At 63.0% G+C, this 13,748-nt stretch carries 14 protein-coding genes and 1 tRNA gene; 7 read left to right on the forward strand and 8 right to left on the reverse strand.

What is annotated here, in order from left to right; genetic code table 11:
- Positions 1–100 precede the first annotated feature (100 nt).
- The gene (locus ACXAHG_RS13685; RefSeq protein ID WP_475058136.1) at positions 101–529 is read left to right on the forward strand and encodes an FKBP-type peptidyl-prolyl cis-trans isomerase; all 429 of its coding nucleotides are present in this window, start codon (positions 101–103) and stop codon (positions 527–529) included.
- 146 nt (positions 530–675) lie between these two features.
- Here ACXAHG_RS13685 and ACXAHG_RS13690 read toward each other — a convergent pair whose 3' ends face one another.
- The 4 genes from ACXAHG_RS13690 to fabA all read right to left on the reverse strand — a co-directional run bounded on the left by ACXAHG_RS13690 (position 676) and on the right by fabA (position 4,243).
- A complete protein-coding gene (locus ACXAHG_RS13690; protein ID WP_475041224.1) occupies positions 676–1,467 on the reverse strand; it encodes an enoyl-ACP reductase FabI in 792 nt (263 codons plus the stop codon).
- A gap of 6 nt (positions 1,468–1,473) precedes the next feature.
- Positions 1,474–2,703 (reverse strand): beta-ketoacyl-ACP synthase I, encoded by a 1,230-nt coding sequence (gene fabB / locus ACXAHG_RS13695; protein ID WP_475058138.1) that lies wholly within the window; start codon positions 2,701–2,703, stop codon positions 1,474–1,476.
- 30 nt (positions 2,704–2,733) lie between these two features.
- Positions 2,734–3,594: a hypothetical protein gene (locus ACXAHG_RS13700; protein ID WP_475058141.1), complete on the reverse strand. Its 861-nt coding sequence runs from the start codon at positions 3,592–3,594 to the stop codon at positions 2,734–2,736.
- Between the two features lie 139 nt (positions 3,595–3,733).
- Positions 3,734–4,243, reverse strand: a complete 510-nt coding sequence (gene fabA / locus ACXAHG_RS13705) for a bifunctional 3-hydroxydecanoyl-ACP dehydratase/trans-2-decenoyl-ACP isomerase (RefSeq protein ID WP_039127596.1) — start codon at positions 4,241–4,243, stop codon at positions 3,734–3,736.
- 216 nt (positions 4,244–4,459) lie between these two features.
- Between fabA and irrA the strand changes: the two genes are divergently transcribed.
- Entirely contained in the window at positions 4,460–4,876 is a 417-nt protein-coding gene (irrA, locus tag ACXAHG_RS13710) for an iron response transcriptional regulator IrrA (RefSeq protein ID WP_065265869.1), read from the forward strand.
- Here irrA and ACXAHG_RS13715 read toward each other — a convergent pair.
- On the reverse strand, positions 4,841–5,773 hold the full coding sequence (locus ACXAHG_RS13715; RefSeq protein WP_475058144.1) for a LysR family transcriptional regulator: 933 nt from the start codon (positions 5,771–5,773) through the stop codon (positions 4,841–4,843). The two genes, irrA and ACXAHG_RS13715, sit on opposite strands and share 36 nt — an antisense overlap.
- A gap of 99 nt (positions 5,774–5,872) precedes the next feature.
- Here ACXAHG_RS13715 and ACXAHG_RS13720 point away from each other — a divergent pair, with 99 nt between their 5' ends.
- Positions 5,873–6,673: a phytanoyl-CoA dioxygenase family protein gene (locus ACXAHG_RS13720; protein WP_475058147.1), complete on the forward strand. Its 801-nt coding sequence runs from the start codon at positions 5,873–5,875 to the stop codon at positions 6,671–6,673.
- Positions 6,674–6,769: 96 nt separating this feature from the next.
- Here the strand turns inward: ACXAHG_RS13720 and ACXAHG_RS13725 are convergent, their stop codons facing one another.
- Positions 6,770–7,810 carry a radical SAM protein gene (locus tag ACXAHG_RS13725; protein WP_475058149.1) on the reverse strand — a complete coding sequence of 347 codons (1,041 nt, stop codon included), beginning with the start codon at positions 7,808–7,810 and terminating at the stop codon, positions 6,770–6,772.
- 254 nt (positions 7,811–8,064) lie between these two features.
- Here ACXAHG_RS13725 and ACXAHG_RS13730 point away from each other — a divergent pair, with 254 nt between their 5' ends.
- A complete protein-coding gene (locus tag ACXAHG_RS13730; protein ID WP_475058152.1) occupies positions 8,065–9,381 on the forward strand; it encodes a Coenzyme F420 hydrogenase/dehydrogenase, beta subunit C-terminal domain in 1,317 nt (438 codons plus the stop codon).
- Between the two features lie 205 nt (positions 9,382–9,586).
- Here ACXAHG_RS13730 and ACXAHG_RS13735 read toward each other — a convergent pair.
- Together ACXAHG_RS13735 and ACXAHG_RS13740 are read right to left on the reverse strand one after the other, a co-directional pair.
- Positions 9,587–9,662 (reverse strand) — tRNA-Ala (locus ACXAHG_RS13735).
- 185 nt (positions 9,663–9,847) lie between these two features.
- Positions 9,848–10,174, reverse strand: coding sequence for a TIGR02300 family protein (locus ACXAHG_RS13740; protein WP_475041233.1), 327 nt, complete (start codon positions 10,172–10,174; stop codon positions 9,848–9,850).
- A gap of 101 nt (positions 10,175–10,275) precedes the next feature.
- Between ACXAHG_RS13740 and ACXAHG_RS13745 the strand changes: the two genes are divergently transcribed.
- The 3 genes from ACXAHG_RS13745 to ACXAHG_RS13755 all read left to right on the forward strand — a co-directional run bounded on the left by ACXAHG_RS13745 (position 10,276) and on the right by ACXAHG_RS13755 (position 13,636).
- Positions 10,276–10,962: a M48 family metallopeptidase gene (locus ACXAHG_RS13745; RefSeq protein ID WP_475058154.1), complete on the forward strand. Its 687-nt coding sequence runs from the start codon at positions 10,276–10,278 to the stop codon at positions 10,960–10,962.
- A 124-nt stretch (positions 10,963–11,086) separates the two neighbouring features.
- Positions 11,087–12,916 (forward strand): adenylate/guanylate cyclase domain-containing protein, encoded by a 1,830-nt coding sequence (locus ACXAHG_RS13750; RefSeq protein ID WP_475058156.1) that lies wholly within the window; start codon positions 11,087–11,089, stop codon positions 12,914–12,916.
- A gap of 57 nt (positions 12,917–12,973) precedes the next feature.
- Positions 12,974–13,636, forward strand: a complete 663-nt coding sequence (locus ACXAHG_RS13755) for a GntR family transcriptional regulator (RefSeq protein ID WP_475041237.1) — start codon at positions 12,974–12,976, stop codon at positions 13,634–13,636.
- Positions 13,637–13,748 lie beyond the last annotated feature (112 nt).

Consider the following 13,748-nt stretch of genomic DNA (forward strand, 5'->3'; position numbering starts at 1 on the left):
TGGCAGGGCAAAGCGGGAAATTGTACCCATACGGGTTTACATCGCGTCCCCGGGCGTTACGCTGCACCCCTTTATCAACCCGCAACCGATTGGAGGTCTCATGACCGGGGTAAAGAACGGCGACACCGTGCGCATCCACTACACAGGCAAGCTGACAGACGGCACAGTCTTTGACAGCTCGGAAGGCCGGGATCCGCTGGAATTCACCGTGGGCGCAGGCCAGGTCATCGCGGGAATGGATGCCGGTCTTGGCGGTATGGGTGTGGGTGAAAAGAAGACCCTCGAGATCCCCTGTGCCGAGGCCTATGGCCCGATCAACCCTGCCGCCCGCCAGGAAATCCCGCGCGAGGGCATCCCCGCCGATATCCCGCTGGACCTAGGCACCCAGCTGCAAATGCAAAGCCCCGAGGGCCAAGTGCTGCCAGTGACGGTCGTGGAAGTCAACGACGAGACCGTGACACTGGATGCTAATCATTTCCTGGCGGGTAAGGATCTGGTTTTCGACATTGAACTGGTTTCTGTGAACTGAGCCTGGGTCTTCGGGCAGGGCATGTTCTTGCATTCAGCAGCGGGCTGCCTGACGGCTTGCAGAAACCGAAGCTGATAAGCCGGACAGGCTAAAAAAATTAGGCGCCCATGCGGGCGCCTTTTCTTTTGCTCAAGCGGATCGGTACATCACAGGTGATCCGGCTGCGGCATGCCCAGGATGTGGAAACCGCCATCCACGCGAATGATCTCGCCGCTGGTGCAGGCGCCCGCGTCCGAGGCCAGGTAGACCGCGGTACCGCCAACCGCCTCCAGCGTCGCGTTGTCACGAAGCGGCGCGTTCTGGGCTGTGTGCTTGAAAGTCTTGCGCGCACCGCCGATGGCGGCTCCAGCAAGTGTCTTCATCGGGCCGGGAGAAATCGCGTTCACGCGGATGCCTTCCGGACCCAGATCGTTGGCCAGGTAGCGGGTTGCCGATTCCAGCGCCGCCTTGGCTACACCCATCACGTTGTAGTTCGGAACCACCTGGTTCGAGCCCTGGTAGGTCAGCGTCAGCAAGGTACCGCCGTTTTCCTTCATCAGCGGATAGGCCCGGCGCGCCACCTCGATAAAGGAATAGGCAGAGATATCCAGCGAGTTTTTGAAGTTCGCCCGGCTGGTATCAAGGAAGCGTCCTGTCAGCTCGTTCTTGTCCGAATAGGCGATCGCGTGGACAACGAAGTCAATCGCGGGCCAGCGGCCTGCCAGCTGTTCAAACGCCGCGTCCAGCGAGGCATCATCGGTGACATCAACATCAACCATGAAGTCAGAGCCGACGCTCTGCGCCAGCGGCTCCAGCCGTTTGCCAAAAGCTTCGCCCTGGTAGGTAAAGGCCAGCTCGGCACCGGCCTCCGCCATTGCCTTGGCAATGCCCCACGCGATGGAGCGGTCATTGGCAACGCCCATAATCAGGCCGCGTTTGCCTGTCAGCAGTCCCGCCATCGTCACTTATCCCTTGTATTTGCTCAGAACCATCGAGCCATTGGTGCCGCCAAAGCCGAAGCTGTTGGTCATCACCGAGTCGAGGCCGGCGTTTTCCACCAGGCTGGTGGCAATCTCGCCCGGCAGGATGCCTTCGGCGAGGGTCTCTACATTGATCGAGGGGGTAATGAAATCATTGTCCAGCATCAGCAGGCAGAAGATCGCCTCCAGCGCGCCGGCCGCACCCTGGGCATGGCCGGTCATCGATTTGGTCGAGGAGATTGGCGGCACCTTGCCCTCACCGAAAACCCGGCGGGCCGCTTCGACTTCGCCCACGTCACCGACCGGGGTCGAGGTGCCGTGCGCGTTGATGTAGTCCACCTTGCGGCCCTCTGGCAGGGTCGACAGCGCCAGGCGCATCGCCCGCTCGCCGCCCTCACCGGACGGGGCCACCATGTCGTGGCCGTCGGAGGTGGCGGCAAAGCCGGTCACCTCTGCATAGATTTTCGCGCCGCGCGCCAGCGCGTGCTCCAGATCCTCCAGCACCACAATGCCGCCGCCGCCGGAGATCACAAAACCGTCGCGGTCCTGGTCAAAGGCACGGGAGGCTTTTTCCGGATCGTCGTTTTTCTTAGAGGACATCGCGCCCATGGCGTCGAACAGGCAGGACAGAGTCCAGTCAAGCTCCTCGCCGCCGCCGGCAAACATCACGTCCTGCTTGCCCATCATGATCTGCTCCGCCGCGTTGCCGATGCAATGCAGCGAGGTCGAGCAGGCCGAGGTGATCGAGTAGTTGATGCCCTTGATCTTAAACGCAGTCGCCAGGTTGGCGGAAATGGTGGAGGACATGCATTTCGGCACCGCAAACGGACCGATCCGCTTGGTGGCGCCGGACTTCAGCACAGTTTGATGCGCCGTCAGCATGGCCGAGGTCGACGGGCCGCCGGAACCGGCCACCAGCCCAGTGCGCTCGTTGACCACCTGATCCTCGGACAAGCCCGCATCGGCGATTGCCTGGCTCATAGCGATATGCGCATAGGCCGCACCCGGACCCATGAAGCGCAGAGTGCGCTTGTCCACATGCTCGGCCACGTCGATTTTCAGCGTGCCGGCCACCTGGCTGCGGAAGCCATGCTCGGTCATCTCCGGGCTGGCAACGATGCCGGATTTGCCGGCTTTCAGCGAAGCGGTGACCTCTTCGGCATTGTTCCCGATGGAGGAGACGATCCCCAGACCGGTGACGACGACACGGCGCATACGTGCACTCCCTTGTTTGCTTAAGCCTTACTAGGCTTTGAGGGGGGCAGGTGCAAGATGGGTTGGGTTTTGGCGGGATTTAGGATGTGCCCGAGCTTTTTCCCGCGATCGTTGCCGTAGTCGTTTAATGTACGGTCCATCAACCAATTCGCCGGGAGGCAAATCTAGTGCACAATTAATCACTGACGCCCAGCTTTCATCTTTCAAGTTGAAATCGCTTTTTAATGCGCTGGTGGTGTTGCAGGCCTCGTCCTGCACACGTTGAAAAAGCGCTCGGCAAAAGTCGGCTTTGGAGGCTCGTGAGCTGTCCAGTGCGGCCTTGGTTACTTCGTCGTGTATGGAGAGCTGAGTGTTTTCTGCATCCAATCCAAGGACGTCCACCACATCAGATAGTGAAGGCCAGTACTTCATGTCGTATCTTGCCGACAGGGCTTTCAAATCCTCTTCAACCCAGTTCTTGAACAGGTAGTTTTGGCTCGAAGCCTCCCTGATAGCACTAATAATGTGGAATTGCGTTCCTGTGCCGAAGCTATTGCGGTTTTGTATTTCCTGTCTTTCGGCCAATAACGCTGCGAGCCGATCAGCTGCTTCAGCTATGCATTCATTGACTTCTTTCAGTCGTGCTTTGTCGTGGCGCATTGAGGAAATGCTATCCGGGTTCCATGCAAAGACAGCGCACATCAGGGAGTCGAAGAATAGGTAGATAGCGGTCGCACAACCTCCCGTCTGCTCAATGAGGTCTTCGTAAGCGATTGTGAGTTCGTTACGTCGTCCGAGCATCCGTTCCTGTAGATTTGTCCATGTTTGCGGCAGGCCGCGCTCGGCGCAATTGGACCAATGCTCTTTCAGAATGCCCTCGCAAATTTCAGTGGCAGTAAATGGCTTACCCATACGTTGTCCTCCAAGGTATTATTTAGCCGCCAGAGTGTTGCAGGCTCTTATCGGCCTGTCGGTACCCGAAGCAGAAAAAAGTAATGCACGCTTAGGTACTTCCCAAGCGTGCACACAAAAAGAGAACAAGTGAGGTGGCTCAGCTCTCGCTGAGCGCCACTTTCATGTCCTTGACCTGATAGATTACTTCGCCGTCTGCCTCGACGATGCCGTCAGCAACGCCCATGGTCAGGCGGCGGGTCTGGATGGCCTTGGTGAAGTTGATGCGATAGGTCAGCATTTTGCGGTCCGGGCGGACCATGCCGGTCAGTTTCACTTCGCCCACACCCAGCGCATAGCCGCGGCCCTGCCAGCCGCGCCAGCCCAGGTTGAAGCCGGTCAGCTGCCACAGGCCGTCCAGGCCCAGGCAGCCGGGCATGATCGGGTTGCCGGGGAAGTGGCAGTCAAAGAACCACAGGTCCGGGGTGATGTCGAATTCGGCAATCACATGGCCCTTGCCATGCTCGCCGCCGTCGCCGGAGATCTCGGTGATGCGGTCCATCATCAGCATCGGCGGCGCCGGCAGCTGGGCATTGCCCGGCCCAAACAGCTCGCCCCGCGCGCATTTCAGCAAATCGTCCTTGTCAAAGCTGCTGGGGTAATCGGCCATCCGGTCGCATCTCCTGCGTGAGGTTCGTGTGTAGGTATCTGGAACCCTGTAGCACCGGGCCAAAGGGTCCCGCAAGGGTACCCTGCGTCACTTCCTGCGCTGAATGTGCCACAGGCGCGGAAGAAATTACTGCGTTAGCTGCGAATGAATTTCATTTGAAAAACCTGAGGTGTTGCTCCTATATATACGGTCAGCAACGCGATGCAGGACCTGCTCATGACGCCAAACAGCGAAGAAGTGGCCACACGCTGGCTGACAGATGCCGGGCTGCGGCCCACCCGGCAGCGGGTTGCGCTTGCCGAATTGCTGGTAGGCGACGGCAAGCACCGCCACATCACCGCCGAAAGCTTGTTTGAGTCGGCCAAGAAAAACGGCGCCGCGGTGTCGCTGGCTACCGTCTACAATACCCTTCGGGCCTTCTGCGACGCGGGCGTGCTGCAGGAAATCCCGCTGGACGGCTCCAAAAGCTATTTCGACACCAACACCCACGACCATCCCCATTTCTTCTGGGAAGATGAGGGGCGCGTCAGCGATGCGCCTGCGCAGGAACTGGTGATTCACAAGCTGCCGGAGGCGCCGGAGGGGATGGAAATCGCCTCAGTCGATGTGGTGATCCGCCTGCGCAAGGTCTGACCGCCTGGTGCTCAGCGCCATTCTAAGAAAGTTCTGTGCCTGATACGCCACGGAGGTCACAGGCAGATCCGCATGTGCGGCCAGAATCACCGGCTCTTCAGCCCCCGCATCGGTGACTCGTACTGCGCATAAGGTTTTGCCGTCATAGCTCATTCTGCCAGGCGGCAGGCTGTAGCTGATGCCGACACCTTCGCCATTGGCCGCCAGGCTGCGCAGAAGCTCCAGCGAATCTGCCCGGTGCGCAATCCGCGGCACCAGCCCATGCGCTTTGAACAGCCCCAGCATATGCTGCACCGACAGGCCCTCCTGCGACAGTACCAGCGGGTGCTCTGCCAGCTCTGCTAGAGAAATAACGCCGCGTGCCGCCAGCGGATGATCCGGCGGCACCAGCGCGTGCGGTGACAGCCGCTTCAATTCTGCCCGGCTGAAGCCTGCGTCCAGACCCAGGTCATAGGTGATCGCCAGATCCGCCTCACCTTCGGACAGGGCAGTAATCAGCGAATCAAAGCCGCAGGCCCGGTGACTGATTTCCACCTCTGGCATGGCAAGACGCAGTGCTTTCAGGGCAGGGGCCAGCAGGAAGGGGGCAAGATCGGAAAAGCAGACCAGCAGCAGACGCTGCTGCCCGGCGCTTGTTCCCTTGGGGTCTTCCAGCAGGGCTGCCTGCTCCAGCAGCGCCTGGGCGTTTTCAGCAAACAGCCTGCCCTGCGGAGTCATCGCCAGCGCCGCCCCGCGGCGGCGCAGGAACAAAGGATGGCCCAGATGGTCCTCGATCCGGCTCAGCGCCGCGGAAAGCGCAGGCTGGCTGACATGCACGGCCTCCGCCGCGGCGGACAGGCTGCCATGCCGGGCCACGGCGCAGATGTATTCGTAGTGGCGCAGAGTTAAATATAACATGGGTCGAAGGGTATATTAGAAAGATATGATTTGAAACTATGCCTGTGCTGCGGCAGGAATAGCGCATCAGAATTGCATCATTCAGCAGCGGAGGCAGAAATGGTCCACCCCCTCATCACCCAGGAACATGTGGAGCAGTTTCAGCGCGACGGCGTTGTGCTGATCCGGGGTTTGTTTGCGGAACAGGTCGAATTGCTGCGCGAGGGCGTTGCCGCCAATATGAAAAACCCGGGCCCCTATGCCTCTGAGAACAAGAAGGAGGGCCAGACAGGCCGCTTCTTTGACGATTACTGCAACTGGACCCGCATTCCGGAATTCCAGCAGGCCATCAAACAATCGCCGGTCGCCGAGGTTGCAGCCGACCTGATGAAATCCACTTCGGTGCAAATGTTCCACGACCACGTGCTGGTCAAGGAGCCGGGCACCTCGATGGCGACACCCTGGCACCAGGACGGCCCCTATTATTTTGTCGAGGGTCAGCAGACAATCAGCTTCTGGTCGCCGCTGGACGAGGTGAAGGAGGCTACCCTGCGCTGCGTGGCGGGATCGCACAAATGGGAAAAGGAAGTGCTGCCGACCCGCTGGGTGTCGGAGGAGGATTTTTTCCCGGATGAGGGCCAGTACATGGCGATCCCGGACCCGGACGTGGAGGACGGCATGACGGTGCTGGAGTATGAAATGCAGCCGGGCGATGCGGTGGCTTTCAACTACAAAATTCTTCACGGTGCCCGCGGCAATACTTCAACGTCGCGCCGCCGTGCGTTCTCGCTGCGGCTGGTCGGGGACGATGCGCGCTATGTGGAGCGCCCCGGCCGTACTTCACCGCCGTTCCCAGGCCACGATATGCAGCCTGGTCAGCGCCTGCGCGAGGATTGGTTCCCGGTGCTGCTGCAGCGGTAAAGGGGAGGGGGCTTTGCCCCCTCAGGCCTGATGGCCTTCACCCCCAGAGTATTTGGGGCCAGAAAGAAGCAGAAGCGTGCAACTCCGGTTGCGCGCTTATTTCTTCAGGTCGCGGCGAATGCCCATGTTCTCGGCGTTGGAGAAGGAGCAGGTCTTGCAGATGCCGAACTGCTTGAGGAAGCCGCGTTTGCGCGCGCGGGCGGCCTCGTCAGAACGGTAGGCGGCAAGAAAGCCGTCCTGTTCCACATTGGGCAGCTGGATCACCTGGTCATAGTCAATACAGCACAGGCCCAGGTCGCCGTTCCAGAATACCACCGATTGGAACAACGGCACCGTGCACATGGCGTGGCTGGTGTGGCGCGGGTGGCGGCGCAGCTCTTTCTGGCGCGGCAGGAAATGCGCAAACTCGCGTTTCTGGTCAGCAGAGGTGTAAGACCCGATCGAGAAGGTCTTGAACCGCACCCTGTCAAAACCGGCCTCCTTGGCCCAGGTCTCCATCTCGTCCATCTGCGGTTCCGAATAGCTGGTCAGCAGGGTCTGCAGCACCGTGACTGGCGACTTGGAGCCGATCTCCTTCTTGATGGTCAGGAACTCCTCGATGCTGGATTTCACCTTGTCGAAATCGGAATTGACCCGGTAGGTCTCCTGCGCCTCTTTCGAAAACCCGTCCATGCAGAGGTTCACCCGCGCGAGGCCTGAGCGGATCAGCCGCTCGCTCATTTCCGGGGTCAGCCTTGTGGCGTTGGTCGAAAGATAGGTGTCATGGCCGTTTTCATGCGCATATGCGATGAAATCCGGCAGGTCCCTATGCAGGGTTGGCTCCCCGGAGAAGCTGAAATAGATCGCTGGTTTCTCACGCTGATCCTTGAAGTCATCAATGATCTTGCGGAACACATGCGGCTTCATCATGCCGCGCTTGCGCTGCATAGCAAAGGTCACCGGGCAGACCGGGCAGCGCAGGTTGCAGCTGTTGGTGGCGTCAATAATGATGATCTTGGGCGGGCGGCGGAAATAGGCCAGCGGCAGGAACCGGGCCAGGAAGTGCAGCGCCCGCTCGTGCAGGCCCGGGGGCTTGGCGGGCAGGTCCGGCTGCGCGGTTTCCGGACTTAGGTCCGGCACGGGGGCGAGATCTTTCATGCAGTTGCCTCACGAAAAGCTGCGTTTGCGATCTACCTTAAGGCCCGCACAGCGTCTGGCAAGTTTTCGCGCCGTCACATTGCGTGAGCTTTGCGTGAACGCGGTTGCGCGGCGGTGCGGATTCCGGCTTAGCAGCGGCCGCTTTGCCCGTCGCTTTTGGACAAGAATACCGGTTCCGGATGCGGTCAGCTGACCTCGGAGCGGCCCGCGGCATGCGAACGCGGGCCTGCAGCCAGCGGCAGGGAGAGACCGGAGTGACACAGTCTGACAGCAAGACCGGAACCGCGAAGCGGATCCATCCAGCAACCCCGGCAGAACGCCTGAACCGGATCACCGAAGACGCCATGTGCATTGGCTGCGGCCTGTGCCAGTCGGTGGCCGGGCCGCAGACCGTGCGCATGGAGAGGGCGGAAACGGGCTATGAGCGTCCGGTGGTGCAGGGGCATCTGACCCATGAAACCGTCGACCGCATCATGGATGTCTGCCCCGGCACCCGGGTCGAGGGGTTGCCGGAGGCGGAGCTGGATGGGGCCGCCAAACACGATCTGATCTGGGGGGCTTATCAGCATATGTCCCTGGCCCATGCCGCCGACCCGGAAGTGCGGCACATCGGCTCCACCGGCGGGGTGCTCACGGCGCTGGGCATGTTCTTGGTCGAAACCGGCGAGGTTGATTTCATCCTCCACGCCAAAGCCTCCGCAAAAATGCCGGCATTTGGCGAGCGCGCCGTCTCGGATACCGCCGCTGGCGTTCTGGCCGGGGCGGGCTCCCGCTATGGCCCCACGGCACCGCTTATTGATGTGCTGGAGCAGCTGGACAAGGGACGTCCTTTTGCCTTTGTTGGCAAGCCGTGCGACATCGCCGCCTTGCGCAACCTGGCACGGACAGACGCGCGGGTGGATGAACTTGTCAAATATATGCTGACGCCGGTCTGCGGCGGCTTCATGCCGCCCCAGGGCATGTCCCGGTTCCTGGAGCAGGACCTGGGGCTGGACCCGGCGCAGGTCACCGGACTGCGCTACCGCGGTTACGGCTGCCCCGGCCCGACCCGGGTGGAGATGGCGGACGGCACCGTGTTGGAAAAACGATACACCGATTTCTGGGGCACGGATGAAAGCATGTGGGTGCTGCCCTTCCGCTGCAAGGTCTGCCCTGATGGCATCGGCGAATCCGCGGATATCGCAGCCTCCGACACCTGGCCCGGCGGTTCGCCGGATCCGGAGACCGAAGACAGCGATCCTGGCACCAACGCCATTGTGGTGCGCAGTGCCCGCGGTGCGGACCTGGTGCGCCGCGCGGTGGAGGCAGGGTATTTGACCGTCACCGGGGAGGTGGATCCGCGCTACATGGACAGCGTGCAGCCGCATCAGCGCAACAAGAAGCTGGCCGCGGGCGCCCGCCATGAGGGCCTGCGCGCCGAGGGCTGGACAGTGCCGCGCACCGCCCGCTTGCGCCTGGATGCGCTGACAGAGGCGCTGGGGCCGGAACAGGCCGCCCGCCAGCGCGACGGCACCCGCGAACGGGTGCGGAACGGCAAGGCGTTAGAACCGGAACCCCGGCCGGCAGAATAGGCAGGTGGCAGGCAGCATTGGTGTCTGCGGGTCCCTGCAATGCTTCTATCGCTCCTGTGGCCTGGACAGTCAGGATCAACTTGCTTGGGTTGTGAGGCAATCCTGACGGGCTGCGCGCGTGTCCGCGGCCCGGGCGGCGTCGGGTCAACCGGCAAAACGTGCTCTTTGGACTGAGAGCTATTGTGCCTGTCATTTTCTGAAGATTTGGTGGAGCCTAGCGGGATCGAACCGCTGACCTCCTGCATGCCATGCAGGCGCTCTCCCAGCTGAGCTAAGGCCCCAAACCTTTCCGCTTTTCAGTGTCCGTTCCGTTTCCGGTGCGGTCCGTCTTGCGGTGTGAGCGTCGTTTACGGGACGGCGGCGCGGGCTGCAAGCGGAAAATGCGCCGGGTTCCAATTTTTTTGCCGGCCCGCGGGACGGACGGTCCGGGAACAACATGCTGTGCCCCCGAACCGCTTGAACAGTCTCAGGAATCGTCGTCCGGGGACGACATGTCGGCGATGTCGTCCAGCGAGACGTTGTCATCATCATCGTCGTCGTCCAGAACGTCATCGCCCAGATCGACATCGACGTCGTCATCATCATCCAGGACCACGTCATCCGTGTCCATGTTCTCTTTGGCCTTCAGGGTGGCCGCGTCTTCGGCATCCGCCTCGATCATCCGGGTCTTGCCGGTATCCAGCTCGACCACCTCGCCGGTGTAGGGGCTGACGATCGGGTCCTTGTTCAGGTCATAAAAGCGCTTGCCTGTGGTGGGGCAGACGCGCTTTACACCCCATTCTTCCTTGGGCATGTGGATCCCCTTGATTTACTGGTGAGTCGTATCGACGATTCCGGTGCCTTGCCATATGAGGGGGGCACTGTCAAAGCCTAAGCCTGGAAAGGGGCGCGCGTATGGCCGAACATCACCTGCCCGGGGAGCCGCCGGTGCCGCTGACCCTGCGCCGTTCGGCACGGGCGCGGCGGATCAGCCTGCGCATTTCCTCGCTGGACGGGCGGGTGACTCTGACCCTGCCCAAGAATCTTCCCGAACAGGCCGCTCTGGACTTCGCCGGGGAAAAGGCGGACTGGATCAGGTCGCATTTGGAGCAACACCCGCAAGCGGTGGAGGCTGCCTTTGGTGCGGTGCTGCCCATCGACGGGCAGAACAGGGTGATCGAACGCGCAGAGGGACGGCGCATCCTGCTGGACGCGGGCCGCATCGCAGTGCCGGGCAGCAGCCCGGGAAGGCCCCTACAACGCTATCTCAAGGAACTGGCCCGCAACCGGCTGGCCGAGGCCTCCGATTTCTATGCGGCCCGGCTGGGCAAGAGCTACAGCCGCCTGACCCTGCGCGATACCCGCTCGCGCTGGGGCTCCTGCACCGCGGACGGCGGGCTGATGTATTCTTGGCGGCTGATCCTGGCACCGCCTGCGGTGCTGCGCTATGTCGCCGCTCACGAGGTGGCGCATCTGGCGGAAATGAACCATTCGCAGGCGTTCTGGGACACGGTGGAACGCATCCATGGCCGCTGGAACGAACCCCGCGCCTGGCTGCGCAAAAACGGCGCCAGCCTGCACCGCTACCGGTTCGGCGAATGAAATCAGTGCTTTGACACGGTGAAAGCCCGGGCTAAGCTGGCGCCAAGTTCCAGTTGCCAGTTCCCGGTCAAAAGGCCTGTTCCCCGTGTCAGATAAGCCGCAAAGACGCCTTGCCGCCATCTTCATGCTGGATGTCTCCGGCTTCAGCCGCCTGATGGCCGAGGATGAGGCCGGCACGCTGAACCAGGTGCTGGCGCAGCAGCAGACCCTGATTGCGCCGGCCATCCGCAGCCATGGCGGCCGTATCGTCAAGCTGATGGGTGACGGGGTGCTGGCATTGTTTCCCAGTGTGATCTCAGCGGTGGAGGCCGCAGCGCAGATCCAGGCGGATGCGGCGCGGACCCGGCATCTGCAGCTGCGCGTCGGGATCAACCTGGGCGAGGTGCTGATCGCGCAGGGCGATGTCTACGGCGACGAGGTGAACATTGCCGCGCGGTTGGAAGCCCTCGCACAGCCTGGCGGCGTTGCCCTCTCGGCATCGGCCTATGACCAGGTCCGCAACCGCATCCCTTATGATTTTGAGGATTTCGGGCAGCATGAGGTCAAGAACATCCCTGATCCGGTGCAGGTGTATTTCCTGGGGGAGGAGCTGACCTCGCTGCCCGCCCTGCGCCGCAGCACCCAGCCGCCCAAGATGCCCAAGACGCCAGATGCGGCAGCGCCCAGGGCTATGCGGCCCACGCTGCTGCTGCTCGCAGGCTGCCTGGGCGCCGCGGCAGCCGTGGCCGGGCTTTGGGGGTGGCAGCAGGCGGCCCGCTTGAACGGCGCTGCTGCGCCGGTGCCCGGCAGGCCTGCTGCTGTGTCCTTCCAGGGCAGCCCGGTGATTGCGGTGCTGCCCTTCACGGCCGACATGCTGCCGCCTGGCCTGGCCCAAGCAATTTCCGGGGAGGTGACCCGCAGCCTGGCCCCCGCCACCGGCGTCCGCATTACCGCCCCGGCCAGCGCCCGTGCCGCCGCAGGCCTGCTGCCGGGGGAGGCGGCAGCACTGCTCGGTGCGGATTTCGTGGTAGCGGGCCATTTTCCGGGCACGCTGCAGGAGGGGGTGCGGCTGGAAATCCTCCAGGCCCGCCGCGGCACCGCCGGCGAAGCCGGAGCAGAGCCGCTCAGCATCCTGCCGCCGCAGCCCGCTTTGGCCCTCTCAGGCTTGGCGCCGGATCTGGCGGCCAGCGTGATCCGTTACTTCGGCAAGCCGCTGCCGGACCTTGCGCGCCCGGATACTCCTGACGGCGCTGTGCTTTTGCTGCTGCAGGCCCGCGGGCTGATGCTGCAAGGGGACCGGCGCGGCGCCGGTCAGGCGTTGCAGCAAGTGCTGGAAATGGCGCCCGGCTGGCCGGAGGCCCGGGCACTGGCCGCATACTGGCACCTGGATCCGCTGACCGGCCCGTTGCCGGGCCTGCCGCAGCGCGCGGCAGAGGCGGCGCAAATGGCAACGGACCTGCCCCCGCTGTCTGCAGTGTTGCAGCTGCGGGCGCTGGCGGCGCAGTTTGCCGGTGAAGGCGCCGAGGCGCTGCAGGTTGCAGAAACCCTCGCCCAGGCGTTTCCGAATGATGCTGATGGTCAGCTCCTGCGGGGCTGGCTTCTGCATCTGGCGGGGCAGGGCGGCGCGGCGCAAAAGGTACTGGAGCGCGTCCGCCGCCTGGACCCGCTGCCCGCACCGGAGGTGCTGACATTGCAATCCGCCCTTCATCTGGCCGCCGGTGAAGAGGCTTCGGCTGCTGAGGCCGCAGCCGAAGCGCTGTCTTTGCAGCCCGAAGCGCAGCAGGCCCTGGTGCTGCGCTGCGCCAGCCTGGCAGCGCTTGGGCGTTTTGAGGAGGCGGCCGCGGCCTGCGCACGCCTAAAGAATGCACCTCTCACCGTGGATCAGGCATCCGCGGGGTTTCCCTATTCGGCGCAGGCCCCGTTGCGCCGCCTGCGTACGGGCCTCAGCCTCGCCGGGCTTGCAGGCCGTCTGTGATCACGCGCGCGGATCTGTCCGCTTGACCGCTGCGCGCTTTGTGATCACATAGGCGGTATGACTCTGACTGCCCGCCCCTCTCCGGACGCTTCCGCCGCATCTCTTCCGGCCCATGACCGTGTCTACCGCACCTTGCGCACCCGCATCATGCATGGCGAGATCACCCCTGGCGCTGCCCTGACCCTGCGCGGCATTGGCCGCGAGTTCGAGGTCTCGATGACTCCCGCGCGCGAGGCCGTGCGCCGCCTGGCCGCCGAAGGGGCGCTGTTCCTCTCCTCTTCGGGCCGGGTCTCGACGCCGGAGCTGACGAATGAACGCATCGAGGAACTGGCCGCCCTGCGCGCGCTCTTGGAGGTGGAGCTGGCCAGCCGCGCCCTGCCGCGCGCCCATATGGCGCTGATCGACCGGCTGCAGACCATCAATTCCAATGTTGCCGAAATGGTCTCCAAACGGGATGCGGTCGGTTATATCCGCACCAACCTGGAGTTCCACCGCACTCTCTATCTGCGCGCCCAGGCGCCTGCGATGCTGGCGATGGCGGAAACCGTCTGGCTGCAGCTTGGCCCGACGATGCGGGCGCTTTACGGCCGCCTGCGCCGCACCGACCCGCCGCAGAACCACCGCCTGATTATCGCGGCCCTGAAGGCGGGCGACGAGCCCGGCCTGCGCCTTGCGGTGCGCTCGGATGTGACCCAGGGGCTGCGGCTGCTGGCGGGGTAGGCCCAGGATCCTGGCAGAGGGCCAGGAGACGGGCAGGGCGCTCCCGCCTGCTCCAGTCAATTTGAAAAATTGCCCTCTCAGTTGGGCCCGGCTCGGCGCTTCGGCGCCGAGC

It is taken from the genome of Leisingera sp. ABD4_442 (assembly GCF_056160905.1).

What these genes read in the sequence shown, in the direction of transcription:
- ACXAHG_RS13690 (WP_475041224.1), bottom strand. Translation starts at nt 1,467, where the DNA reads ATGGCGGGACTGCTGACAGGCAAACGCGGCCTGATTATGGGCGTTGCC.
- ACXAHG_RS13725 (WP_475058149.1), bottom strand. Translation starts at nt 7,810, where the DNA reads ATGAAAGATCTCGCCCCCGTGCCGGACCTAAGTCCGGAAACCGCGCAG.
- fabA (WP_039127596.1), bottom strand. Translation starts at nt 4,243, where the DNA reads ATGGCCGATTACCCCAGCAGCTTTGACAAGGACGATTTGCTGAAATGC.
- ACXAHG_RS13685 (WP_475058136.1), top strand. Translation starts at nt 101, where the DNA reads ATGACCGGGGTAAAGAACGGCGACACCGTGCGCATCCACTACACAGGC.
- ACXAHG_RS13700 (WP_475058141.1), bottom strand. Translation starts at nt 3,594, where the DNA reads ATGGGTAAGCCATTTACTGCCACTGAAATTTGCGAGGGCATTCTGAAA.
- fabB (WP_475058138.1), bottom strand. Translation starts at nt 2,703, where the DNA reads ATGCGCCGTGTCGTCGTCACCGGTCTGGGGATCGTCTCCTCCATCGGG.
- ACXAHG_RS13755 (WP_475041237.1), top strand. Translation starts at nt 12,974, where the DNA reads ATGACTCTGACTGCCCGCCCCTCTCCGGACGCTTCCGCCGCATCTCTT.
- ACXAHG_RS13715 (WP_475058144.1), bottom strand. Translation starts at nt 5,773, where the DNA reads ATGTTATATTTAACTCTGCGCCACTACGAATACATCTGCGCCGTGGCC.
- ACXAHG_RS13740 (WP_475041233.1), bottom strand. Translation starts at nt 10,174, where the DNA reads ATGCCCAAGGAAGAATGGGGTGTAAAGCGCGTCTGCCCCACCACAGGC.
- irrA (WP_065265869.1), top strand. Translation starts at nt 4,460, where the DNA reads ATGACGCCAAACAGCGAAGAAGTGGCCACACGCTGGCTGACAGATGCC.
- ACXAHG_RS13720 (WP_475058147.1), top strand. Translation starts at nt 5,873, where the DNA reads ATGGTCCACCCCCTCATCACCCAGGAACATGTGGAGCAGTTTCAGCGC.
- ACXAHG_RS13750 (WP_475058156.1), top strand. Translation starts at nt 11,087, where the DNA reads ATGCTGGATGTCTCCGGCTTCAGCCGCCTGATGGCCGAGGATGAGGCC.
- ACXAHG_RS13745 (WP_475058154.1), top strand. Translation starts at nt 10,276, where the DNA reads ATGGCCGAACATCACCTGCCCGGGGAGCCGCCGGTGCCGCTGACCCTG.